Source organism: Sphingomonas sp. (genome assembly GCF_019635455.1).
Taxonomy (GTDB): Bacteria; Pseudomonadota; Alphaproteobacteria; order Sphingomonadales; family Sphingomonadaceae; genus Sphingomonas.
Window position 1 is genome coordinate 409,178 of the sequence record NZ_JAHBZJ010000002.1, and the last position, 23,496, is coordinate 432,673.

At 67.8% G+C, this 23,496-nt stretch carries 23 protein-coding genes and 1 pseudogene; 14 read left to right on the forward strand and 10 right to left on the reverse strand.

Translation table 11 applies throughout. The features are described 5' to 3' along the window. Positions 1-96: 96 nt before the first annotated feature. Together KF783_RS04645 and KF783_RS04650 are read left to right on the forward strand one after the other, a co-directional pair. Positions 97-1,773, forward strand: a complete 1,677-nt coding sequence (locus tag KF783_RS04645) for a hypothetical protein (RefSeq protein WP_294076927.1) — start codon at positions 97-99, stop codon at positions 1,771-1,773. A gap of 115 nt (positions 1,774-1,888) precedes the next feature. Continuing rightward, positions 1,889-3,367: a hypothetical protein gene (locus KF783_RS04650; protein ID WP_294076928.1), complete on the forward strand. Its 1,479-nt coding sequence runs from the start codon at positions 1,889-1,891 to the stop codon at positions 3,365-3,367. On the opposite strand, the gene KF783_RS04655 is transcribed toward KF783_RS04650, so the two are convergent. From KF783_RS04655 to KF783_RS04665, 3 genes are read right to left on the reverse strand one after another with little or no spacing between them, the layout of a single operon-like run. Beyond that, entirely contained in the window at positions 3,310-4,503 is a 1,194-nt protein-coding gene (locus tag KF783_RS04655; RefSeq protein WP_294076929.1) for a glycosyltransferase, read from the reverse strand. The genes KF783_RS04650 and KF783_RS04655 overlap by 58 nt on opposite strands. Before the next feature lie 6 nt (positions 4,504-4,509). Beyond that, a complete protein-coding gene (locus tag KF783_RS04660; RefSeq protein WP_294076980.1) occupies positions 4,510-4,992 on the reverse strand; it encodes a DUF2141 domain-containing protein in 483 nt (160 codons plus the stop codon). A 38-nt stretch (positions 4,993-5,030) separates the two neighbouring features. Then, on the reverse strand, positions 5,031-5,945 hold the full coding sequence (locus KF783_RS04665; protein WP_294076930.1) for a hypothetical protein: 915 nt from the start codon (positions 5,943-5,945) through the stop codon (positions 5,031-5,033). A 184-nt stretch (positions 5,946-6,129) separates the two neighbouring features. Between KF783_RS04665 and KF783_RS04670 the strand changes: the two genes are divergently transcribed. Then, positions 6,130-7,224, forward strand: a complete 1,095-nt coding sequence (locus KF783_RS04670) for a glycosyltransferase (RefSeq protein ID WP_294076931.1) — start codon at positions 6,130-6,132, stop codon at positions 7,222-7,224. Here the strand turns inward: KF783_RS04670 and KF783_RS04675 are convergent. The 7 genes from KF783_RS04675 to pyrE all read right to left on the reverse strand — a co-directional run bounded on the left by KF783_RS04675 (position 7,209) and on the right by pyrE (position 13,723). Continuing rightward, positions 7,209-9,245, reverse strand: a complete 2,037-nt coding sequence (locus KF783_RS04675) for a TonB-dependent receptor (protein ID WP_294076932.1) — start codon at positions 9,243-9,245, stop codon at positions 7,209-7,211. The genes KF783_RS04670 and KF783_RS04675 overlap by 16 nt on opposite strands. Next, positions 9,242-9,874: a maleylacetoacetate isomerase gene (maiA, locus tag KF783_RS04680; RefSeq protein ID WP_294076933.1), complete on the reverse strand. Its 633-nt coding sequence runs from the start codon at positions 9,872-9,874 to the stop codon at positions 9,242-9,244. The genes KF783_RS04675 and maiA overlap by 4 nt, the downstream gene beginning before the upstream one ends. After that, a complete protein-coding gene (locus KF783_RS04685) occupies positions 9,871-10,983 on the reverse strand; it encodes an AI-2E family transporter (RefSeq protein ID WP_294076934.1) in 1,113 nt (370 codons plus the stop codon). The genes maiA and KF783_RS04685 overlap by 4 nt, the downstream gene beginning before the upstream one ends. Continuing rightward, positions 10,980-11,843 carry a signal peptidase I gene (gene lepB, locus KF783_RS04690; RefSeq protein WP_294076935.1) on the reverse strand — a complete coding sequence of 288 codons (864 nt, stop codon included), beginning with the start codon at positions 11,841-11,843 and terminating at the stop codon, positions 10,980-10,982. The genes KF783_RS04685 and lepB overlap by 4 nt, the downstream gene beginning before the upstream one ends. A 23-nt stretch (positions 11,844-11,866) precedes the next feature. Then, positions 11,867-12,271 carry a holo-ACP synthase gene (acpS, locus tag KF783_RS04695; RefSeq protein WP_294076936.1) on the reverse strand — a complete coding sequence of 135 codons (405 nt, stop codon included), beginning with the start codon at positions 12,269-12,271 and terminating at the stop codon, positions 11,867-11,869. 142 nt (positions 12,272-12,413) lie between these two features. Further along, positions 12,414-13,142, reverse strand: coding sequence for a pyridoxine 5'-phosphate synthase (locus KF783_RS04700; RefSeq protein WP_294076982.1), 729 nt, complete (start codon positions 13,140-13,142; stop codon positions 12,414-12,416). Then, complete coding sequence (pyrE, locus tag KF783_RS04705; protein WP_294076937.1) at positions 13,139-13,723, reverse strand: orotate phosphoribosyltransferase; 585 nt, start codon at positions 13,721-13,723, stop codon at positions 13,139-13,141. The genes KF783_RS04700 and pyrE overlap by 4 nt, the downstream gene beginning before the upstream one ends. Before the next feature lie 187 nt (positions 13,724-13,910). Here pyrE and coxB point away from each other — a divergent pair, with 187 nt between their 5' ends. The 11 genes and pseudogenes from coxB to KF783_RS04760 all read left to right on the forward strand — a co-directional run. Further along, complete coding sequence (gene coxB / locus KF783_RS04710) at positions 13,911-15,065, forward strand: cytochrome c oxidase subunit II (RefSeq protein ID WP_294076938.1); 1,155 nt, start codon at positions 13,911-13,913, stop codon at positions 15,063-15,065. Between the two features lie 6 nt (positions 15,066-15,071). After that, the gene (gene ctaD, locus KF783_RS04715) at positions 15,072-16,751 is read left to right on the forward strand and encodes a cytochrome c oxidase subunit I (RefSeq protein ID WP_294076939.1); all 1,680 of its coding nucleotides are present in this window, start codon (positions 15,072-15,074) and stop codon (positions 16,749-16,751) included. Positions 16,752-16,847: 96 nt separating this feature from the next. Further along, positions 16,848-17,486, forward strand: a complete 639-nt coding sequence (locus KF783_RS04720; protein WP_294076940.1) for a YoaK family protein — start codon at positions 16,848-16,850, stop codon at positions 17,484-17,486. A 50-nt stretch (positions 17,487-17,536) separates the two neighbouring features. Next, positions 17,537-18,439: a heme o synthase gene (locus KF783_RS04725; protein WP_294076941.1), complete on the forward strand. Its 903-nt coding sequence runs from the start codon at positions 17,537-17,539 to the stop codon at positions 18,437-18,439. Further along, complete coding sequence (locus KF783_RS04730; protein WP_294076942.1) at positions 18,436-18,582, forward strand: hypothetical protein; 147 nt, start codon at positions 18,436-18,438, stop codon at positions 18,580-18,582. The genes KF783_RS04725 and KF783_RS04730 overlap by 4 nt, the downstream gene beginning before the upstream one ends. Continuing rightward, a complete protein-coding gene (locus KF783_RS04735; protein WP_294076983.1) occupies positions 18,576-19,130 on the forward strand; it encodes a cytochrome c oxidase assembly protein in 555 nt (184 codons plus the stop codon). The genes KF783_RS04730 and KF783_RS04735 overlap by 7 nt, the downstream gene beginning before the upstream one ends. 125 nt (positions 19,131-19,255) lie before the next feature. After that, on the forward strand, positions 19,256-20,164 hold the full coding sequence (locus KF783_RS04740; protein ID WP_294076943.1) for a cytochrome c oxidase subunit 3: 909 nt from the start codon (positions 19,256-19,258) through the stop codon (positions 20,162-20,164). 16 nt (positions 20,165-20,180) lie between these two features. Then, positions 20,181-20,555, forward strand: coding sequence for a DUF983 domain-containing protein (locus KF783_RS04745; RefSeq protein WP_294076944.1), 375 nt, complete (start codon positions 20,181-20,183; stop codon positions 20,553-20,555). After that, entirely contained in the window at positions 20,552-21,184 is a 633-nt protein-coding gene (locus tag KF783_RS04750; RefSeq protein ID WP_294076945.1) for an SURF1 family protein, read from the forward strand. The genes KF783_RS04745 and KF783_RS04750 overlap by 4 nt, the downstream gene beginning before the upstream one ends. Positions 21,185-21,227: 43 nt before the next feature. Then, the gene (gene thrC / locus KF783_RS04755; protein WP_294076946.1) at positions 21,228-22,625 is read left to right on the forward strand and encodes a threonine synthase; all 1,398 of its coding nucleotides are present in this window, start codon (positions 21,228-21,230) and stop codon (positions 22,623-22,625) included. Beyond that, positions 22,618-23,496, forward strand: a pseudogene (locus KF783_RS04760) (class I SAM-dependent methyltransferase); the annotation flags it as partial. The gene thrC and the pseudogene KF783_RS04760, both read left to right, overlap by 8 nt.

The following is a 23,496-nucleotide window of genomic DNA, read 5'->3' on the forward strand; positions in this document are numbered from 1 at the left end:
CCTTCTGCGTCTGCGCCCGCCGTGCGACGGGTTCGTGACAGTTCATCTTCGCACCGTTAGACCGTCGCGCAATCCTGTGTTTTTTCGGAGTGCTCCATGCGCAAGCCCGCCGTCATCGCCCTGCTCCTCGCCACTGCGGCCTGCACCGCGGCGCCAGGGGGCGACAATGCCTCGAACGTCGCCGCGCCGGCCGCCGCCGAAACCGGAAGCTACGATCTCGCCGCGCAAAAGGCGAAGCTGGCGGTGATCGACATGAAGCCCGATGTCAGCTTCCTCACCGCCGAGGAGCGTCAGGTGGTCAACCTGCTGATCCAGGCGTCGGACGTGATGTCGGAAATCTACCGCGCGCAACGCGACGCCAACTGGAAGCAGACCCGCGCCGCGATCGAGAAGGAGGGCGATACCCTCAAGCTCGAAATGTATGACCGTTATTACGGCCCGTGGGACGAACTCGCCGAACTCCATCCGTTCTGGGGAACCGGCAAGATGCCCGAGGGCGGCGGATTCTATCCCACCGACCTGACGCGTGAGCAGCTCGACGCCTATATCGCCAGCCATCCCGAGCAGAAACAGGCGTTGCTCAGCCCCTATACGGTCGTGGTACGCGATGGCGACGCGCTCGAGGCGATCCCCTATTCGGTCGCGTACAGGGATCAGCTGACCCGCGCCGCCGATCTGCTGAACAAGGCGGCGTCGATCACCACCAATGCAAGCCTCAAGAAGTTCCTGTCGCTGCGCGCCAAGGCATTCCTGACCGACGATTATTTCCAGAGCGAGCTGGCGTGGATGGACCTCAAGGACACCCCGATCGAGGTCGCGATCGGTCCGTACGAGACCTATACCGACAAGCTGTACGGCCAGAAGACCGCGTTCGAGAGCTTCGTGACGCTGAAGGATCCCAAGGAATCGGCCGCGCTCGCCAAATACAAACATTATCTGCGCGACATGGAGGCGAACCTTCCGGTCGATGAGAAATACAAGAACTTCAAGCGCGGCTTCGAATCGCCGATCGCGGTGGCCGAACAGGTCCATGGCGGCGGCGATAATGTGCCGGGCGTCCAGACCATCGCCTTCAACCTGCCCAATGACGAACGCGTGCGCGAGGCGAAGGGCGCGAAGAAGGTGATCCTCTCCAACGTCCTGGGCGCGAAATATGATCGCATTCTCTCACCGATGGCGCCGTTGGTCCTGGTCCCGGACCAGGCGAAGCTGGTGGCGAAGAAATATATGCAGCTCGAAACGCTGTTCCACGAACTGTCGCACAGCCTGGGGCCGGGAACGATCACGCTGAACGGCAAGCAGACGACGGTCGGCGAAGCGCTGAAGGATCAATATTCGGCGATCGAGGAGGCCAAGGCGGACGTCATGGGCGCCTGGAACATCCTCTTCATGATGCAGAAGGGGGAATTGCCCGCCGCGGAGAAGCAGCAGCTGTTCGCCACCTATCTTGCCGGCACCTTCCGCGCGATGCGGTTCGGGATCGAGGAAGCGCATGGCCGCGGCGCGGCGATGCAGTTCGGATACCTCAAGGCAAAGGGCGCCTTCACCTGGGACGACCAGGCCGGCCGCTATCGCATCGACGATGCGAAGTTCGAAAATGGGCTGCGCGATCTGTTGCGCGACATGATCGTGCTTCAGGGCAATGGCGATTATGCGGGGGTAAAGGCGTTCATGACCAAATGGGCGGTGCTCGACGATCATGCCAGGTCGGTGATCGGTTCGATGACGAACATTCCGGTCGATATCCTGCCCGTCTATCCGGACAAGGTGTGACGCCGGTCCGCAGGTCGCTTCCGCGCGCCTGTGTGAACGGTGCGACGACGCGACGCGATCGATGGGGGCGGGGTCGCCACCGGATGCGCCCGGTATCAGGTCGGGAGGATCGAATTTGACGCACGCGCGCAGCTGGCCGCTTGAGCGGGTCCCACGCTGGGCGATCCTGCTCGCCGTCGCGCTGGTCGCGCGGGCGATCACCTTCGGCAATCCGATCCTGCACGTCGATGAGGAATTCTATTTCACGCTCGCCCGCGCGATGACCGGCGGGGCGGTGCCGTTCGTCGATATCTGGGACCGCAAGCCGATCGGGCTGTTCCTGCTCTACGCCCCCGCCGGCGCCCTTGGCTATCCGCTCGGCATCTGGGCGTATCAGGCGATGGCGCTTGCCGGCCTGGTCGCCACCGCGACGCTCGCCGCGCGGCTGGCCGACCGGGCGGGGTGGCGGGACGGCGCCCTCTTCACCGGGCTCGCGGTCATCCTCTGGCCGAACCTGATCGACGGACAGGGCGGACAGGCGCCCATTTTCTACGATCTGGCGATGATCGCCGCCGCCGCGCTGGTCCTGCGCGGCGAATGGGAGGATCGGTGCGGCCGCCGCTTCCTGGGCGGGATCACGGCAATGGCGCTGGTCGGGCTGGCGCTACAGATCAAATATTCGGTGGTGTTCGAAGGAGGCTTTCTGGGCCTGTGGCTGATCGCGCGCGAATGGCGCGCGCGCACTCCGATTGCCGGGATTGCGGCGATGGCGCTGTGCTGGGCCGGTGTCGCGCTGCTGCCGACCGCGGCCGCATGGGCCGCCTATGCGATGGCGGGCCAGGGACCGGCCTGGCTCTACGCCAATTTCCTCTCGATCCTTGACCGCAGGCCCGATTCGCTGGCGGAACAGGCGGGCAATCTGGCGATCATCGTGCTGATCCTCTCGCCGCTGCTCGCTTCGGCGGTGTTGGCGTGGCGCCGGGGCGAGCGGGTGGGCGATACCGGGATCGCCGCGCGCTTCCTGTTCGCCTGGTGCGCGGCGGCGCTGGGCGGGCTGCTCGTTTTCGGCTCCTATTTCGATCATTACGCGCTGCCGCTGGTGCCGCCGCTCGCGATCTGTGCGGCCGGCTTCTGGATGCGGCACCGCCGCTTCGCGATCGCGATCCTGGCGCTGGTCTTTCTCGGCGGGCAGGCGACGCTCGTGGCGAAGCGGGCGACGCGCGGCACGCCTGAACAGATCGCCGCGATCGCGCGCGCGATCGGTACGGGGCCGGGCTGCCTTCACGTCTATTCCGGGTCGGTGATGCTCTATCCGATGACCGGCCGCTGCGCGGTCACCCGATGGATGTTCCCCAGCCATCTCAGCCGCGTGCGGGAGCGCGGCGCGATCGGCGTCGATCAGGATGCGGAGATCGACCGCATCCTTGCGCGGCGACCCGAATGGGTGGTGATGCGAAAGCCCTATCGCGGCGAACGGCCAGAGGTGCGCGCGCGCATGCTGCGCGGGCTTCGCTGGGGCTATCGTCCGGTCGCGATCCTGCCGCTCGGCAACGAACGCTATGCCCTTTGGCGGCGTGCGACCCCGCCGGCGCGATCGGCCAGCATCTCGGAATAAAGGTCCACCAGCGCCGCCGCATGGTCATGGTCGGACAGCACTTGCCCCGCCGCGTGCCGCGCCGCCGCCCGCAGGATGGCGGGCTCGCGCGCGAACAGGCGGCGAATGGCCGCCGCCGCGGACCGCGAATCGCCCCCCTGATAGGTTTCGGCGAACAGCGGATCGGCCACTTCGGCACAGCCGCCGTCATTCGGCACGATCAGCGGCAGGCCCGATGCCAGCGCCTCCGACGCGACCAGCCCGAACGGTTCCTGATCCGATCCGTGGATCAGCGCGTCTGCGCTCGCCAGGATGCGGGTGAAGCGCTCGCGGTCATAGACCGGGCGGTACAGGCGGATGTGACGGTTTCCGGCGATCTGTCGTTCCAGCTGGGCGCGCTGCATCCCGTCGCCCAGCAGCATCAGGCCGACCGGCATGTCCGCGCCGGCCTTTTCCACCGCGTCGATCACCACCGGCCAGCGCTTCTCGCGATGGTGGCGGCCAAGACCGATCAGCAGATGGCCCTCCGGCGGCAGATCGAGCTGCGCCAGCATCGACGCGCGCAGCCCCTCGTCGCGCAGATCGGGTGAAAATCGCGCGGTGTCGATGCCCAGCGGCATCGCGGCATCGACATGGGTGCCGCGTCGGCGATAGCGTTTCGCCAGCGCCGGCCCGTTGGTCACGAACGCGTCATAGCGTTCGAGGAACCGGTTCATGTAACGCGTGTACCACCCGAACATCCGTTCGATCCGCTCGGCGCTTGCAAACGGCGCCAGCCAGCGCTGCGGATAGGCGCCGATATTGTCGTTGTGCGCGAAAAAGACCTTGAGCGCGCGGCCCTGCCATGCACCGATGAACCATGCCGGCCGCCATGGCGAACTGGTCTCGACCACATCGGGATCGAGCTCGTCGAGCAGGCGGGTCACCGCGCCCGGATTGTTGAACAGCCAATAGTTGCGATCGACGACCAGCGGGGGCGATTTCACCCAGAAGATGCGCCCGCCATCGGGTCGGTCCTCGATCCGGTCCTCGTCAAAGGGGGCGATCACGATCAGCTCGTGGCCCAGCTCCGCCATGATCCGCATCTTGCGGTCGAGATAGGTGCGCACGCCCCCGCCGGTCGGCGAATAATATTCGTTGACATCGACGATGCGCATCGCAGCTCAATTCCCGTCATAGGGCGCGAAGCCCGACAGGCCGCGCAGATATTGCGCGCGGATCGACACCGTCGCGCCGGTCGCGCCGACGGTGATCACCGCCTCGTTCAGCTTGGGGCGGCTGCGGCCCAGATTGCGGTTGCTTGCAAAGCCCGCGCCGTCCTTCCAGAAATTGAACTTGTTCTTGCCGTCGCGGTCATGGGTGAACAGCAGCGCATAGCGGCCGGGGCGCGGCGCGCGGATGCACAATGTCACCGGTCCCGATTTCGGCGTGGGCGACCAGATGCGGGCAAAGAACTTGCCCTCCTTCTTCAGGTCGCGATCGTCCTTCAGGAAATCATCCTCGGTCGCCGGGTAGAGTTCGAGTTTCAGCCGGCCACTGCGGTCCTTCAGGCCGGTGACGTTGACCCGCACCGCCGGGCTGCCGGCGGTGCAGGCCGCGTCGCCATCGGTCCAGATCTGGGCAGAGGCAGGCGCCGCCGCGACCATCGCTGCGGCGGCGAGAAGATAGGCAAGGCGGGACACGGTCAAAGCTCCTTCCGGACCAGGCCGACGACGGTGAACACGGCGATGATCGCGACATGGACGAGCAGCGTGAGCGCGGCGGTGAACGCCAGCAGCTCCGACAGCGCGGCCCCCTGGCCGATCAGCAGGATCGCGAAATTGGCGAAGAGAAGATCCTTGTTCGGCACGAACGGCAGGCGCGACACCAGCATGCGCGCGGCGGCCAGGATCAGCCACATGCCCAGCGACACGCCCGGCATCGCGAAGTGCCAGGCACAGGCGACCAGTACCGAGCCGAGCACGATGCGCAGCGCGTGGACGCCGAAAATCCACCACAAGGTCCCGCGCGGCAACGAAAACACGCGCTTGGAAAAGATCAGGAAGGGGACCGACATCGCCACCAGAATGCCGATCGAGACCAGCGCGGTGTCATATTGCGCAGGGGTCAGCAGCCGGGTGGACAGCGGCAGGGCCAGCATCAGCATCGCCAGCGTGATCGCATTGCCCGCGATCGCCGACAGGATCGACACGTCCTTCACCGCGCCGAACGGGGCCGCCACCATCTTCGTCCGCTGCCGCGCCCAGGCATAGAAATAGGCTTCCCCCGAATAGCCCAGCACGACCTCGTTCGCGATCCGCTTGCGATGGAGCGCGATCATCCCCGACAGCGGGATCTGCCAGAGCTTGCGGAAGATCACATAGTCGAAGGTCGGCGGGCCAAGGTAGAAGAGCAGAAAGAACAGATAGAACAGCCAGTTTCCCGGCGCCGTCCGCGACAGGCCGGCCAGCCCCTTGTCGAACAGTTCATGCGCCAGTCCCGCGACCAGCAGCAGCGACACCGCCGCGCCGAGCAGCATCGGCCAGCGTCGCCTGATCTTCTGGATGGGTTCCAATCCCGCCAGGTCCCCGCCGAGCGGGGGGGCGTCGGCCACGGTCATATTCACTGAAGCCTTCGCTCCCGGCTGTTCAATATAGGCCAAGCAAATTCGCCCTTCTCCGGGAAACGTTGCGGCCAGATTACCAAGTGTTGCGGCGCACCCTTTAACATCGGGACGCAGTTATCGATAGATATCGGCCTATTCGCGGGCGGATTTGGGCTTTAGCAAGGCAGGCTGCAACCCCATGTCCGATTTCATGCCACCCCCCGCCGCCCATATTCTGAGCTTCGCACAGACGCTGCGCGGTGGTGGCGTCGAGCGCGCGATGCTGCGCATGGCGGGCGGCTGGGCGCGGGCGGGCCGGCGGGTCACGCTGATCGTCGGGGACGCGCGCGGCGCGCTGGCGGACGAGTTGCCGGAGGGGGTCGATCTGCACGACCTTGGCGACGCCGCGTACCGGGCGCTGCTTGGCCTGCCGCATCTCGTCCGCCGGGCCGCGCCGGACATCATCTTTTGCCCGGGCAACCACTATAGCGCTGCGGCCTGGTGGCTGCGACGCCGTCTGGGGCGCGCCTGCCCGCCGATCGTCGGCAAGGTATCGAATGCGCTGGACCGCCCCGATCTGCCGCGTGGCGCCGGGGGTGCCTATCGCCTGTGGCTGCGCATGCATCCCACCTTCCTCGACGTCGCGGTGGCGATGACGCCCGGCATGGCGCGCGAAGCGGCCGCCGCGATGCGCATGCCGCCCGCGCGGTTGCGGGTGATTCCCAATCCACCGGCGCTGCCGATTCCCGGCGCCCCCCCGCCGCCCTTGCCGGAGGGCCGGTTCATCCTCGGCGTCGGCCGGCTGGCGCCCCAGAAGCGCTGGGACCGGCTGATCTCGGCGATGCCGCGACTGCATGATCCCGAGGTCAGGCTGGTGATCCTCGGCGAAGGGGCGGAGCGCGATGCCCTCACGCGTTTGATCGACCGACTCGATCTGGGCGCGCGCGTGTCGATGCCGGGCCATGTGCTCGATCCGTTGCCGGCGATCGCGCGTGCCAGCGTGGTGGCGCTCACCTCCGAATTTGAAGGCGTTCCCGGTGTGGTTCGCGAAGCGCTGGCGCTCGGCGCGCCGGTGGTCGCGACCGATTCGAGCGTCGCCATCGGCGAACTGATCGACAGCGACGAACGTGGCACCGTGGTGCCACCGGGCGATCGTGCGCGACTCGTGACGGCGCTGAACCACTGGCTGGCGCCGGGGCGGTCGCGGCCCGAACCGCTGGTCGAAACCGGTGCCGATCCGGTGACGGCCTATCTGGCGCTGTTCGACGAATGCGTCGTTCAGCGCGGGCGATAGCGCAGCCCGATCCACAGCGTGCGCGGGGTCGCTCGTTCGACGGTCCCCGCGCCGGTGATCGCCGTTTCGACCCGTGCATCGGCCAGATTCTCGCCGCGCGCCTCGATCGTGACCGACCCCGTCAGTGGAACCGCCATCCGCGCGTCGAACGTCAGCGCGTCCGCCAGCGCCTGGCTGTTGCGATCGTCTTCGAACTGCCGGCCGACATAGCGCGCGGCGACGGCGATCGCTGTTCCCCGCCGGGTCCATCCCCCGCCCAGGGACAGCTGGTGCCGGGGCGTCTGCGCCGGTCGCAATCCATTCAGCGGCGCCGCCACGCCCGACGCATCGACCCGCGCATCGGTCAACGCCCAGGACGCGTTCGCACGCCACGGCCCGGACCTCCAGCGCAGATCGACCTCGATCCCGCGCGCGCGCACCCCATCCAGATTGCGTCGCTGACGATAGGCGCCGGTCGCCCCGACAAAGCCGACCCCGGGGAAATTGCCCGGACCGGTCGCCAGGGTGACATTGGCGATCGCGCCCTGGATCCGGCTCCAATAGGCGGTCGTACGCAGCGTCAGCGTGCGGGCCGGCGCCAGGTCGATCCCCACTTCCGCGCCGCGCAGGCGTTCGGGCGCCAATCCCGCATTGGCGGCGGTCGCGTCCGCGCCGGCACGGAACGGGCGATACAGTTCGTTGAGGGTGGGGAGTCGCCAGCCGAGATAGGCGGCGGTCCGCAGGGTAATGGCGGCCGATGCCTTCAGCGCCGCGCCGACCCGGCCGGTCGCTTCCCACCCGCTCCGGTCCGGAAAGCGGGTGTCCGTGATCGGCGCGCCGCCCGCCAGCGCGGCTTCGAACAGCGTGCCATCGCTCAGGCGCCAGCGGTCGATCCGGCCCCCGACGTCGAGCGTCAGCGGACCCGCCGCGCGACTGAGGTCGGCGAACAGGCCTGCGGTCAGCGCGCTCCCGCCCGCCCGGCGCCCCCGCGTCGGGCTGCCCGCGACGAAGCTGTAGCGTTCCTGCGTGTGTCCGCTCACATGGCGCAGATCGCCTCCGACGCGCAGGGTGAAGCCGGCGCTCAACGGGGGCTGCACCTCGATCCGCGCGCCGGTGCCGGTGGAGGGAAGCTGCTGATCGAGCACCGGGGACGCGGTGATCCGTTGGGCGTCGATGCTGGCAAAGCCGCTGGCAAAGGCGCGCTGTTGCAGATAGGCGAGCGCCGACCATCGCCACGCGCCGCGCCCGACCGCGCGCAGGCTGGCATCGGCGCCCTGGCTGCGGATATCGGTAAAGGGCGTGCCACGCGCGCGCCGGTCATCGAACCCGGACAGGCTCGCCTGCAATTCGGTTGTCTCGCCGACCGGGAACACCGCGCGCATCGCCACGCTCGCCTGGCGATACGGCGCGGGACGATCGACTGGGCCGCGATCTTCGGCGACGATCGGGATGAAACCGGCGCCGCGCGCGAGTTGCCCCGCCAGCGCGACGCTGCCTGCGCCCAGCGTCGCGCCACCTGTCGCGACCAGATCGACCGAGTCGCGACTGCCCAGCGCCGCGTCGAGGGTCAGCGGTCCCATCATCGCGGCGTCCGCGCTGGTGAGGTCGATGGTCCCCGCCAGCGCGCCGGGGCCGGCCAGTCCGCTGCCGCCACCGCGCGTCACGCGGATCCCGGCCAGCCGCTGGGGAAGATAGGCGGGAAACGGCACCCACCCGCCGAACGGATCGGCCTGCGGCACGCCGTCGAGCAGCAGCAGCGCCCGGCTCGACGCGTTCCCGCCCAGCCCGCGCAGGGTGATTCCCTGGGCGGTCGGGTGGGCGGACCGCGAATCGGCGCGGCGGAACTGGGCGGTGCCGGCAACCTCGTCCAGAAGGTCTTCCAGCCGCGCGCTCGCGCTCGCCGCGATCTGATCGCGGTCGATCTGTGCGACGGCATAGGCATCCTCGCCCGGCACGGGATCCAGCCCGCGGCCGGTGACGACGATCTCCTGCGCAAGGGCGGGAAGCGGGGTGAGGATCAGCAGGCGGGCCAGCGCCCTCATTCGGGCGCGGACCGGTCGGGGCTGGCGGCGGCGAACGGTTCGAGCGCGCGCGCCGCCGCATCGGCGGCGACCAGGCGCGGATAGGCGTCGAGCGGCAGATCGTATCGTCGGGCGTTGAACATCTGCGGGACGAGCATGACGTCGGCGATTCCGGGCGCCTCACCGCCCAGAAACGGTCCCGCGCCGCTGCCGGCCATCGTTTCCAGCGCCGCGAAGCCGAGCGCGATCCAGTGGCGATACCATTCGCCGGTCGCGTCCTCGTCCGCGCCGAACTGCGATTTCAGCCGGCGCAGCACGCGCAGATTGTCGATCGGGTGGATGTCGGCCGCGATCGTGAGCGCCTGTGCCATCGCGCGCGCGCGCGCCAGCGGCTCCGCCGGGATGAGGCGCGGCGCCGGATAGGTCGCATCCAACCATTCGATGATCGCCAGGCTCTGCGTCAGCACCACCCCGCCGCCGATGTCGAGCGCCGGCACCAGCCCCTGGGGATTGCGTGCCAGATAGTCGGCCTCGCGTTGATCCCCCTTCACCAGATGGACCTGCACCCGTTCATGTTCGACCTGTTTGAGATTGAGCGCGATTCGCACGCGATAGGCGGCCGACGACCGGAAATAGTCGTAAAGGATCATGATGCCGCTTTCCCGCGCACGCGCCGCCGTTTCGCGGTGGCGGCGTCCCGGGCGACGCCTGCCGCCTTGGCCTGTTCCGCGCTGCGCTCCAGCGCCACCTTGATCATCGCGACGATCGGATCGGCCAGCGCGAGGCCCAGAAATCCGAACAGCGTGCTCATCAGGATCTGCGACGACATGGTGAGCGCCGGCGGCATATCGACCGTATGCTTCGCGACCAGCGGAAGCAGCACATAACCGTCGAACGTCTGGACCCCGAAATAGATCGCGATCGCCCACAGCCCTTCATTCGCGCCGGCGCTGAACCCCACCGCGACCATCAGCACGCCCGAAATGAACGCGCCGATATTGGGGATGAACGCCAGCATGCCGGTCAGGATGCCGAGCAGCAACGCCATCGGCACCCCGGCGACCGAGAGCAGGATCCAGGTCAGCGCCCCCTCGAACACCATGCCCGCCAGCCGTCCGGCCAGCAGGATGCGCATGGTGCGGGCCATCCGGGCGAGGGTGATCGCGAACTGGTCGCGCGATCCCATCGGCACCATCCACTGCAACCCGCGCTCGTACAGGCGCGGCTCCATGGCCACGAACAGGCCGATCACCATCACCAGGAAAAAGCTGCCGATCGCACCGATCGCGCCGCCGATGAACGACGTCACCTTACCCACCGACCCCAGCGCCTGCTGGGCGAGGCCGGTCAGGTCGGACGCTTCGGGCATGACGCCAAGCTGGCTGAGCCAGGCGGTGACGCGCACCGATTGCGCCTCCAGCGTGGCGCGAAGCTGTTCGGCCTGGCTCGCGATCTCGACCCCGGTCAGGTAGAAGACCCCGGCGACGAAGGCGACGACCAGCAGCACGACGATCAGCAGCGCCACCCCGCGCGGGATCGGCAGCGCGCGCCGGATCAGGCGGGTGCCGCCGTCCAGCATCGACGCGACGACCAGCCCCGCAAAGATCAGCAGCAGCGGCTGGATCAGCAGGACGACGAGCGCCGCCGCGATCGCCATGCCGAACCATACCGACGCCCGCCGCATCTCGGCACGGACCAGCGGGTCGCGTAGCTCGTTGGGGCCGGGTTCATGGACGACGGAGACATGGTCCTCGCTCATCGGATCTTGGCCCCCGCGCGGTCGGGATGCAGCGACGTTCCGGCGCGGCCCGAACGGAAGGATTGCGACCAGGTCAGCGGATTCCAGCCGGCGGTGCCGTCGAGGCTGAAGGTGATGAACTCCGCGCGTCCGCCGATATTCTCGATCGGCACCGGCCCGCCCAGCCCCTGCTCCGCCAGGCTCACCCGGCTGTCGGCGCTGTTGTCGCGATTGTCGCCCATCAGCCAGACATGGCCGGCGGGAATCCGCACCGGCGCGAAATTGTCGGCGGTGGTGGAGCCGATGTCGATCGTGTCATAGCTGGCGCCGCCGGGCAGCGTTTCGCGGACGATCGGCACGTTGCAGACCAGATCGCCGGCGGCATCGCGGCCCAGCATGCCGGGATAGTGGGTGCCGTCGCAGGGAAGGTTGACGTCAACCTTCAGCGCGCGGGTCCCCAGCTTCTCGCGGGTGACGGGGCGGCCGTTGATATAGACGATGCCGCCATGCATCTCGACCACCTCGCCCGGCAGGCCGATCACGCGCTTGATATAGTCGCTGCGCGCATCGGTCGGCGTGACGATGACGATGTCGCCGCGCTCGGGCAGATGCCCGAACAGCCGCCCGTGGATGAACGGCAGCACGTGAAAGGTGGGGGTGACGTAGGAATAGCCATAGGGATATTTGCTCACGACCAGCCGGTCGCCGACCAGCAGCGTCGGCATCATCGATTCGGACGGGATGTAGAACGGCTTGGCGACCAGGCTGTGAAAACCCAGCACCGCGATGACGAGCCAGAAGATGCCCTTCACCTCGCCCCACCAGTCGGTGCCGCGCCCGGCCTCCGCTTCACCTGCCTCCAACGCCAACTCCTCGGCCATTACGCTTCCTCTCGCATCAGGCCCTATTGCTCGACCAGGGCCTCGATGATCACGAACGCCTGAGCCCAGGGAAAGTCGTCGGTGAGCGTCAGATGCACCTTTACGAGGTGACCCGCCGGCGTCATCGCGTCAAGCCGCGCCCTGGCCCCGCCGGTCAGCGCCAATGTCGGCGCGCCCGAGGGGGCGTTGACCACGCCGATGTCCCGCATGAAGACACCGGCCTTGAATCCGGTCCCCACCGCCTTCGAAAACGCCTCCTTGGCAGCGAAGCGTTTGGCGAGCGTCGCGGCATAGTTGAGCGGCCGCTTCGCCGCCTTGCGCAGTTCGACATCGGTGAACACGCGCCGTTCGAACCGCAGACCGAACCTGTCGAGCGACGCCTGGATCCGCTCGATATTGCAGAGGTCCGAGCCGATCCCGATGATCATGCCGCGTTTCTCCCGATCCGGCGATCGGCAGTGCGGCACCGGCCCGCGCCCCCACCCGGCCACCCATCGGCAGGATATTCTGAAATGGGTGACCATGTCGGGGCGCGGGCCGGTGCCGCACTGCCGTCGGGCGCGAAAACGCTCACCGCGCCGCGTCCATCAATTCGCGCATCCGCGTCACCACCGGGGCCAACCCGTCGAAGATCGCCTCGCCGATCAGGAAGTGGCCGATATTCAGCTCGCGCAGCTGCGGGATTGCGGCGATCGGCACGACATTGTCGAAGGTGAGGCCGTGGCCGGCATGCACCTCGATCCCGTTCTTCGCGGCCAGCGCGGCGGCGTCGGCGATGCGGCGCAGCTCGGCCGTCCGCGCCTCGCCCTCCAGCTCGCAATAGCGGCCGGTATGGATTTCGACGACCGGCGCGCCAAGCTTCATCGCCGCCTCGATCTGGCGCGGATCGGGTTCGATGAACAGCGACACGCGGATGCGGGCATTGCGCAACTCGGCCACCATCGGGGCGAGCATGTTATGCAGCCCGGCGGCGTCCAGCCCCCCCTCGGTCGTGCGTTCCTCGCGCTTTTCCGGGACAATGCACGCGGCGTGCGGCCGGTGGCGCAGGGCGATCCCCAGCATCTCGTCGGTCGCCGCCATTTCGAGGTTCAACGGCACCGGCAGTTCGGCGGAAAGGCGCGCGATATCGTCGTCGGTGATGTGCCGGCGATCCTCGCGCAGATGCGCGGTGATGCCGTCCGCCCCCGCCTGCGCCGCCAGCAATGCCGCACGCACAGGGTCGGGATAGCCGCTTCCGCGCGCGTTCCGCACCGTCGCGACATGATCGATGTTCACGCCAAGGCGCAGATCGCCCATCAGGCTGCGGCCCGGCTGCCCGGCTTGATCGCCGGGATCGACGCCAGTTCGGGCGGGAGCGAATCGGGTTCGTAGCTCGGCACGTCGAGCCGGATCAGCGGGAAGAAGGGAACGCCCAGATCCGCCGTGCCGTTCGACCGATCGACCAGGCTGGCGGCAGCGATCACCGTGCCACCGGCGTCCGCGATCGCCCGGATCGCCTCGCGGCTCGACAGGCCGGTGGTGACGACATCCTCCATCATCAGCACCTCCTGCCCCGGCGCCAGGCGAAAGCCGCGCCGCAATTCGAAGGTGCCGGTCGGGCGCTCGACGAACATCGCATCGACATTGAGCGCGCGGGCGACCTCCTGTCCGGCGATCACCCCGCCCATCGCGGGCGAGACCACCGCGCTGATCCGCGCGCGCAGCTCCGCGGGGATGGTTGCCGCCACCGCCTGAGCCAGCCGCGCCGCGCGGGCGGGGTTCATCAGGACGCGCGCGCATTGCAGGTAGCGGGGGCTGCGAAGACCCGAGGACAGGATGAAATGCCCCTCCAGCAGCGCCTCCGCCGCGCGGAATTCGTCCAGAACCTCCTCGTCGGTCACGCTTTCCTCCCGGCCCGTCGTGTCGCGTTCGCATCTAGGCGTGTGGCCCGTGTGCCGCAACCGCGCACCAAAAAGAGCAACCGACGTGCTTGAGACGCGCGTTGTTGGTGCTATAGGCCAGCGCGAACGGGTGAAATGCGCCTGCGCGACCGGAAACCCGGCGCGTCCCGCACAGGGGCAGGGAAACATGGGGTTGAACGACACGATGCGTATGCATGGATTGAAGGCGATCGTCCTTGCCGCGGGCCTCGCGCTCGCGGGTGGCATCGCACAGGGCCAGACCGCGCCGGCCGCACCGGCAACGCCCGCGCCGGTGGCTGTGGCGACGCCCGCCGCCGCGACCGCGCCCGGCACGCAAGCCGCGCCGGCTGCCGCTGCGGCGACGGTCGCCGATCCCACGCTCAACCCCGACGGCTCGCAAAAGGTCGCGCCGGTCGCTGGCATCGGCATGCCGACCCTTGGCCATATCGGCGTCCAGCCCCAGGTGACGAAGCTGGGTGAGCGCGCCGCCGGCTTCCACAACCACATCCTGCTGCCGATCATCACGGTCATCTCGATCTTCGTGCTGATCCTGCTGGCCTGGACGATCGTCCGCTATCGGCGCGGGGCGAACCCGACCCCGTCGAAAACCAGCCACAACACCGCGATCGAGATCGTGTGGACGCTGTTCCCCGTCCTCATCCTCGCCTTCATCGCCTGGCCGTCGATCTCGCTGCTCGCCAAGCAGTTCAAGCCGGCGCCCGACAATGCCGTGACGATCAAGGCGATCGGCAACCAGTGGTACTGGTCGTACGAATATCCCGATCATGGCGGCATCGCGATCACCGCGAACATGCTGAAGGAAAAGGATCAGGTTCCGGCGGGGCAGCGGTTCCGCACCGACGCCGACGGTCCCCGCCTGCTCGCGGTCGACAACCGCATCGTGCTGCCGGTCGGCGTGCCGATCCGCCTGATCGCGACGTCGAACGACGTGATCCACAGCTGGGCGATCCCGGCCTTCTGGATCAAGATGGACGCGGTCCCCGGCCGCCTCAACGAAACCAGCTTCACCATCGAAAAGCCGGGCGTGTATTTCGGCCAGTGTTCCGAACTGTGCGGCGCGCGCCACGGCTTCATGCCGATCGCGGTCGAGGCCGTGGAACCGGCGGTGTTCGCGCAGTGGGTCGCGGCGAAGGGCGGCAAGATGCCCGCCCCGGGCAAGCCGTCCGACGCCGCGCCGGCTCAGCCGGGCAGCGACAAGGCGGACGCCACCTCGACCCCGGCCACGGGCCTCGGCCCCGTCACCAACGCGACCGTCGAGGCCGCGACCACCAATCAAGCCGCCACCGGCACTACGGAATAAGCAGCCATGACCGACGTAGCTCGCGACGCTTCCGCATTTGAAGCGCATCATGACCACCACGACGCGCACGGCGATCACCATCCCGGCTTTTTCGCGCGCTGGTTCCTGTCCACCAACCACAAGGACATCGGCACGCTGTACCTGATCTTCGCGATCGTCGCGGGGATCATCGGCGGCGGCATTTCCGGCATCATGCGCCTCGAACTGGCGCAGCCGGGGATCCAGTATCTCGGCGCGATCGCCAGCTTCGTGCATGGCAACGAACAGAGCTTCGACGAATCGCTCCATTTCTGGAACGTGCTGATCACCGCGCACGGCCTCATCATGGTGTTCTTCATGGTGATGCCGGCGATGATCGGCGGCTTCGGCAACTGGTTCGTGCCGATCATGATCGGTGCGCCGGACATGGCGTTCCCGCGCATGAACAACCTGTCCTTCTGGCTGCTGATCCCGGCGTTCCTGCTGTTGCTCGCCTCACCCTTTTTCGGGGGCGGTGCCGGCACCGGCTGGACGGTCTATGCGCCGCTCTCGACCTATGGCGAGCCGGGGCCGAGCGTGGACATGGCGATCCTGTCGCTCCACCTCGCCGGCGCGTCGTCGATCCTCGGCGCGATCAACTTCATCACCACCATTTTCAACATGCGCGCGCCGGGCATGACGCTGCACAAGATGCCGCTGTTCGTATGGTCGGTGCTGATCACGGCCTTCCTGCTGCTGCTCGCGCTGCCGGTGCTGGCCGCGGCGATCACCATGCTGCTGACGGACCGCAATTTCGGCACCACCTTCTACGATCCGGCCGGTGGCGGCGATCCGATCCTGTACCAGCATCTGTTCTGGTTCTTCGGTCACCCTGAAGTGTATATCATGATCCTGCCGGGCTTCGGCATCATCAGCCAGATCGTCGCGACGTTCAGCCGCAAGCCGGTGTTCGGCTATCTCGGCATGGCCTATGCCATGGTCGCGATCGGCGTGGTCGGATTCGTCGTGTGGGCGCACCACATGTTCACGACCGGCATGAGCGTGAACGTGAAGATGTACTTCACCGCCGCGACGATGATCATCGCGGTGCCGACCGGCATCAAGATTTTCAGCTGGATCGCCACCATGTGGGGTGGATCGATGACGTTCAAGACCCCGATGGTCTGGGCGATCGGCTTCATCTTCATGTTCACGGTCGGCGGCGTCACCGGCGTCGTGCTCGCCAATGGCGGCGTCGATGACTACATGCACGACACCTATTACGTCGTCGCCCACTTCCACTATGTGCTCAGCCTGGGCGCGGTGTTCGGCCTGTTCGCGGGCTTTTACTACTGGTTCCCGAAGATGTCGGGCCGGATGTACAGCGAACTGCTGGGCCAGCTGCACTTCTGGGTGTTCTTCGTCGGCGTGAACGTGCTGTTCTTCCCGCAGCACTTCCTGGGCCTTCAGGGCATGCCGCGCCGCTACCCCGATTATCCGGATGCCTATGCCTATTGGAACCACATCTCCAGCGTGGGCTATGCGATCATGCTGGTCGGCATGGGCTTCTTCTTCGTGAATATCATCTGGTCGCTGCTCGCGGGCAAGAAGGCTCCGGACAATCCCTGGGGCGAAGGCGCGACGACGCTGGAATGGACGCTGTCCAGCCCGCCGCCGTTCCACCAGTTCGAAACGCTGCCGGTGATCGAGGACGACAAGCATCACTGAGTCGCGGCATCGCGAACACAGGCGAAGCGCTCCGGGAAACCGGGGCGCTTCGTCGCATCGGGGGGCGTGCGCCGGCCCGCGCGCGGGGGCGCTGCGGTGACCCGGCTCGATCGCCGCCGGCAGATGATCGCGGTGCTGCTTTCGGCGCTTGCCGGCTATGTCGATTCGGTGGGTTTCATCGCCTCGGGCGGCTATTTCGCCTCGTTCATGAGCGGCAACTCGACCCGGCTGGGCGTGGCGATCGCCGGCGGGCAGGTGATCGGCATCGCGCTCGCGCTGATCGGCGCATTCCTGTCCGGGGTCGTTCTGGCGACGCTGGTCGCACCGGCCGGCCGGCCGCGCCGGCGGATGCGGGTGCTGCTGCTGGTATCGGCCTTGCTCGCGGCGGCGGCGGTGAGCGCAGGCATCGTTCCGGTGACCCTGACGCTCGCGTTCGCCGCATGCGCGATGGGGGCGGAAAACGGCGTCTTTGCCGAGGGCGGGGACACGGTCGGCCTCACCTATATGACCGGCACGCTGGTCAAGGTGGGACAGCGAATCGCCGCCGCGCTCACCGGCGGCCCGCGCTGGGGATGGGTGCCGCACGCGCTGCTGTGGCTGGGGCTGATCGGTGGCGGGGTGACCGGCGGGCTGACGCATGGCCGATTCGGCCTCTCCGCGCTCTGGGCGGCGGCCGCGGTGGCGCTTGCGTTCGCGCTGCTGATCGATCCGATCGAGCGCGCCGCACGCGACTGACCGCTCCGGCCCTTTCCCCGACGCGGACGCCCCGCTATAGGCGCGCGCAGATGTCCGTCGCCAATCACGCCCTGATCCTGCCCGCCGACTGGCGCGATTTCCTTGCGCTGACGAAGCCGCGGGTGATGACGCTCGTCGTCTTCACCGGCCTGTGCGGCATGCTCGCCGCGCCCGCGCCGATCCATCCGGTGATCGGGTTCACCGCGATCCTGTGCATCGCGCTGGGGGCCGGCGCGGCGGGCGCGCTCAACCAGTGGTATGAAGCCGATCTGGATGCGCAGATGAAGCGGACGCGCGGCCGCCCACTGCCGGCGGGCCGTATGGACCGGCAATCGGCGCTGCATTTCGGAGTCGGCGTCGCCGCCTTTTCGGTGATTCTGATGGGCCTGGCGGTCAATTATGTCGCCGCCGGCATCCTGTTGCTTTCGATCCTGTTCTATGTGCTGGTCTATACCGTCTGGCTGAAACGCCGCACGCCCCAGAACATCGTCATCGGCGGCGCGGCCGGCGCGTTTCCGCCGCTGATCGGATGGGCGGCGGCGACCGGTGACGTCGCGCTGTTGCCGGTGCTGCTGTTCGGCCTCGTCTTCCTGTGGACGCCGCCGCATTTCTGGGCGCTCGCGCTGTTCGTGAAGACCGATTACGCCAATGCCGGCGTGCCGATGCTTCCGGTCGTCGCCGGCGAGCGCGCGACGCGGGTGCAGATCGGCCTGTACACCATCCCCATGGCGGTGGCCGCGATCGCACCCTGGCCGCTGGGACTGACCGGCGCGCTCTATGGCGCCACCGCGCTCGTCACCACCGCGCTGTTCGCCCTGCTTGCGCTGCGGGTGGCGACCCGCATGGCCGGTACGGACGATGCGATGAAGCCGGAAAAGCGCTTGTTCGCCTATTCCATCTCCTATCTCTTCATCTTGTTCGGCGCGGTCGCCGCCGATAGGTTGCTGGCATGACCCCGGAGGAAGAAGAAACGATCCGCGCGCGGCAGAAATCGCGCGCCCGGCTGATGGCGGTGCTGCTGCTCGCGTTCGTGGTGCTCGTCTTTGCGATCAGCATCGTCAAGATTCAGGCGGGCATGCCGCTGCGCGCATCGTGAACGCGCTCGCGCGGATCGACCCGAAGCTGCGCACCGCGCTGCTTGGCGTGGTGATCGTCGCGGCGATGACCGGGGTCGCCTTTGCCAGCGTGCCGCTCTACCGCCTGTTCTGCCAGGTGACCGGCTTTGGCGGGACGACGCAGCGCGCCGATACCGCACCGGGCGCGACCGACCGGCAGGTGACGGTCTCGTTCGACAGCAATGTCAGCCCCAGGCTGCCCTGGCAGTTCAGGCCGGAAGTGCCGTCTGACCGGATCGCGATCGGCGCGCGCGACATGGCGTTCTTCGTCGCCACCAATGCGGGCAAGACGGCGATGACCGGCACCGCCACGTTCAACGTGACGCCTGAGCAGGCGGGGAAGTATTTCACCAAGATCCAGTGTTTCTGCTTCACCCAGCAGACGCTCCAGCCCGGTGAGACCGTCCGCATGCCGGTGATCTACTATGTCGATCCCAAGATCCTGGACGATCCCGATACCCGGGACGTTCAGAAGATCACGCTTTCCTACACCTTCTACCCCGCCGATCAGGCCAAGCCCGCGGGCTGACGCGGCCGTCAGGGCTTCGCACCTGTCCGGCGCGGCGCGCAAGGGCGCGCCAAACCACCATTGCGCCCACCCCGCTCACCGCTTAAGGCGACGTTGGGAACACGCCATAAGAACAGGGACGGACGATGGCCGGCGCCAAGAACCACGACTACCATATTCTCCCGCCCAGCCCGTGGCCGATGCTGAGCTCGCTCGCCGCGCTGCTGCTCGCCGCCGGCGGCATCATGTATATGAAGGGCGCCGCGCATGGCGGCTGGGTCGCGCTTGCGGGTCTGGCCGCGGTGCTGTTCTGCATGGCCTCCTGGTGGGTCGATGTGATCAAGGAAGCGAATTCCGGCGATCACACCCCGGTGGTCCAGCTGCATCTGCGCTATGGCATGATCCTCTTCATCGCGTCGGAGGTCATGTTCTTCGTCGGCTGGTTCTGGGCATGGTTTGATTTCGCGCTGTTTCCCGCCGCCATCTCGGTCAGCGGCGAACATGCCAGCGTGGTCGAGGTGTTGCAGAACGCCGTCGCGACCTTTCCGCCCAAGGGCATGGAAGTGCTGAACGCATTCGAACTGCCGCTTCTCAACACCTTTATCCTGCTCCTGTCCGGCACCACCGTCACCTGGGCGCATCACGGGCTGATCCACAATCAGCGCGGCGGCGAGATGAAGGGGCTGTGGGGCTTTATCGGCGTCGGTGAGAATGACGTCGTGAAGAAGGGCCTGTGGCTCACGATCATCCTGGGCCTGACCTTCAGCAGCATCCAGGCCTATGAATATAGCCACGCACCGTTCGTGTTCGGAAAGTCGAACTATTCCTCGGCCTTTTACATGGCGACCGGATTCCATGGCTTCCACGTCATCGTCGGCACCATCTTCCTGATGGTCTGCCTGCTGCGCGCCTATAGGGGCGACTTCACCCCGCGCCAGCATTTCGGGTTCGAGGCGGCGGCCTGGTACTGGCATTTCGTCGATGTCGTCTGGCTGTTCCTGTTCGTGGTCGTCTATGTCTGGGGCAGCTCGGGCGCGCCGGTTCACGGCGGCTGAGCGACGGGAACCGGTCATGGGTGAACCCACGCCGGTTCCGGTCACCGATTCGGCATTCAAGGGGGCGTGTCCGCAATGCGGCGCGCCCTCGCTGTTTGCCGGCTGGGTGAAATTCGCGCCGCGCTGCCCGAATTGCGGTCTCGACCTCGCCGCGTTCAATGTCGGCGATGGGCCGGCCGCGTTCCTGACCCTCATCATCGGCACCATCATCGTCGTCCTGTCGATCGCGCTCGAACTGTCGGCCAGCCCGCCGGTCTGGGTCCATCTGCTGATCTGGCCGCCGCTCACCCTGGCGCTCGTCATCTTCTCGCTGCGCTGGGCAAAGGGCGCGCTGATCGCGCTCGAATATCGCAATGCCGCGCGCGAAGGGCGACTGAAGGACCGCCCATGAGGATGCCGGTGCTGCCCACCCTTGTCGTTCTGGCGGCGGTCGCGCTGATGATCGGCCTCGGCATCTGGCAGCTGGAGCGTCGCGCCGAAAAGGGCGCCGCGCTCGCCCATTATGCGGGCAACCAGTCGCTGCCGGCGATGGCCTTTCCCAATCCACCGGTCGGCGACCAGTATCTGTTCCGCCGCGCGAGCCTGATGTGCGTCACCGTGGCCGGATGGCAGGAGGGTGCGGGGCGGGCCGAAAACGGCCAGTCGGGCTGGCGCCATCTGGCGCGGTGCCGCCAGGGTGTCGAGGCGCTGACGGTGCTGGTCGACATGGGCGTCAGCACGGCGCCGGGTGCGACGCCGATCTGGAAGGGCGGACAGGTGACCGGCACGATCACCCATGCGCCCGACGCGACGCCGCTGCTTGCGGGGCTGTTCGGCAAGCGCCCGCCGCGCCCGCTCATGCTCGTCGCCGAAACGCCGGCGCCGGGCCTCGCCGAAAGCGCGCGGCCCGATCCCGCATCGATCCCCAACAATCATCTCGCCTATGCGATCCAGTGGTTCCTGTTCGCGGCAGTCGCCAGCGTCATCTATCTGCTCGCGTTGCGCTGGCGCGCACGGCGCGCGGAATCGCCGCAAAGCTAGACTTTCTTGCTCACGCGCGGTCGCGCGGCTAACTCCGCCAGCCATGCGCTACCAGAGCACGCGGGGGGCCGCGCCCGAACTCGATTTCCGTGACGTCACGCTCGCCGGGCTGGCGCGCGATGGCGGCCTTTATGTTCCGGTCGAATGGCCGCGCTTCACCGCCGACCAGATCGCCGCGATGCGCGGCCTTTCCTATGTCGAGACGGCGGTGCGGGTGATGGCGCCGTTCGTCGCCGGCAGCCTGAACGAGGCGGAGCTGCGCGACCTGTGCGCCCGCGCCTATGGCCGGTTCAGCCACGCGGCGGTGACCCCGCTCGTCCAGCTCGACCATCGCCATTTCCTGCTCGAGCTGTTTCACGGCCCGACGCTCGCGTTCAAGGATGTCGCGCTACAGCTGCTCGGCCTGTTGTTCGAAACCTTCCTGACCGGCACCGACCGGCACCTCACGATCATCGGCGCGACCAGCGGCGATACCGGTTCGGCCGCGATCGACGCGGTGGCGGGACGCGAGGGGATCGACATCTTCATGCTCCACCCGCGCGGACGGGTCAGCGACGTGCAGCGCCGCCAGATGACGACCGTGCTCGCCCCCAACGTCCACAATATCGCGATCGACGGCAGCTTCGACGACGCGCAGGCGATGGTGAAGCGGCTGTTCGGCGACGCAGAGGCGCGCGATGCGCTGACCCTGTCGGCGGTGAACAGCATCAACTGGGCGCGGCTGATGGCCCAGATCGTCTATTATTTCTACGCCGCCGTCCGCCTCGGCGCGCCGCAGCGCGCCGTCGCCTTCAGCGTTCCCACCGGCAATTTCGGCGACGTGTTCGCGGGTTATGTCGCGGCGCGTATGGGCCTGCCCGTCGCGCGGCTGGTCGTCGCGACCAACGTCAACGACATCCTCCACCGCGCGCTGACCAGCGGCGACTACAGCGCGGGCGGCGTCACCCCCACCGCGACGCCGAGCATGGACATCCAGGTCAGCAGCAATTTCGAACGGCTGCTCTTCGACCTCGCGGGCCGCGACGGCGCGGCGATCGCCGGCATGATGGCCGAGTTCGACCGCAGCCGCGCGATGACTATTCCCGCGGACATGCTGTCGGGCGCACGCGATCTCTTTTCCAGCGCGCGCATCGACGGCGACGGCATGGCGCTCGCGCTGCGCTGGGCGCAGGAGCATGGCGGCCAGATCATCGACCCGCACAGCGCGGTCGGTCTCGCCGCCGCGCGCGGGCTGGAGATCGACGCCGACGTGCCGGTGGTCACTCTCGCGACCGCGCATCCGGCGAAGTTCCGCGACGCGGTCGAACGCGCGACCGGCGTGCGCCCGGCGCTGCCCGCCCGCCTCGGCAACATCTTCGAGCGCGAGGAGCGCTATCAAAAGCTGCCGGGCGACTATGACGCGGTGAAGGCCTATATCCTCGCGGAAGCGGCGCGTGGCTGACCTCGCGCCGCTGGTCACGCTGATCGGCGAGGCGTGGGACGATTACGGGCTGATCGACAGCGGCGGCGGGCGCAAGCTCGAACGCTATGGCCCCTACCGCTTCATCCGCCCCGAACCGCAGGCGATGTGGGCGCCCGCGCTGCCGACAGCGAATGGGAGGCTGCCGACGGCGAATTCATCCCCGCCTCCGACGACGACGGCGGCGGCCGCTGGTATTTCAACAAGCCGGTCCCCGCCGAGGGCTGGCCGCTCGGCTGGCGCGAGACGCGCTTCACCGCGAGTTGCACGCCCTTCCGCCATCTCGGCTTCTTTCCCGACATGGCGCCGGTGTGGGACTGGCTGCGGGGGACGGTCGCCGGCAAGCCCGACCCCGCCTTCCTCAACCTCTTCGGCTATACCGGCGTCGGCAGCCAGGCGCTCGCCGCCGCGGGCGCATCGGTCACCCATGTCGACGCGTCGAAGAAATCGGTGGCGCAGGCGCGCGAGAATGCCGCGCTCGCGGGGCTGGCGGACTTGCCCGTCCGCTGGATCGTCGACGATGCCGGCAAGTTCACTGCGCGCGAGGTGCGGCGCAGGCGGCGCTACGATGCCATTCTGCTCGACCCGCCCAAGTTCGGCCGCGGCCCGGGCGGCGAACGCTGGCAGCTGGAGGAGGGGCTGGCGCCGCTGCTCGCCGACTGCCGGCAATTGCTCGACGCCGACAGCCGCGCGCTATTCCTGACCGTCTATGCCGTGCGCATGTCGGCGCTCGCGATCGGCGAGCTGCTCGCACAGCTGTTCGCCGACCTCCCCGGCAAGGTCGAATGCGGCGAACTCGCGGTGCGCGAGGAAGCGCGCGGACTGCTGCTGCCGACGGCGATCTTCGCGCGCT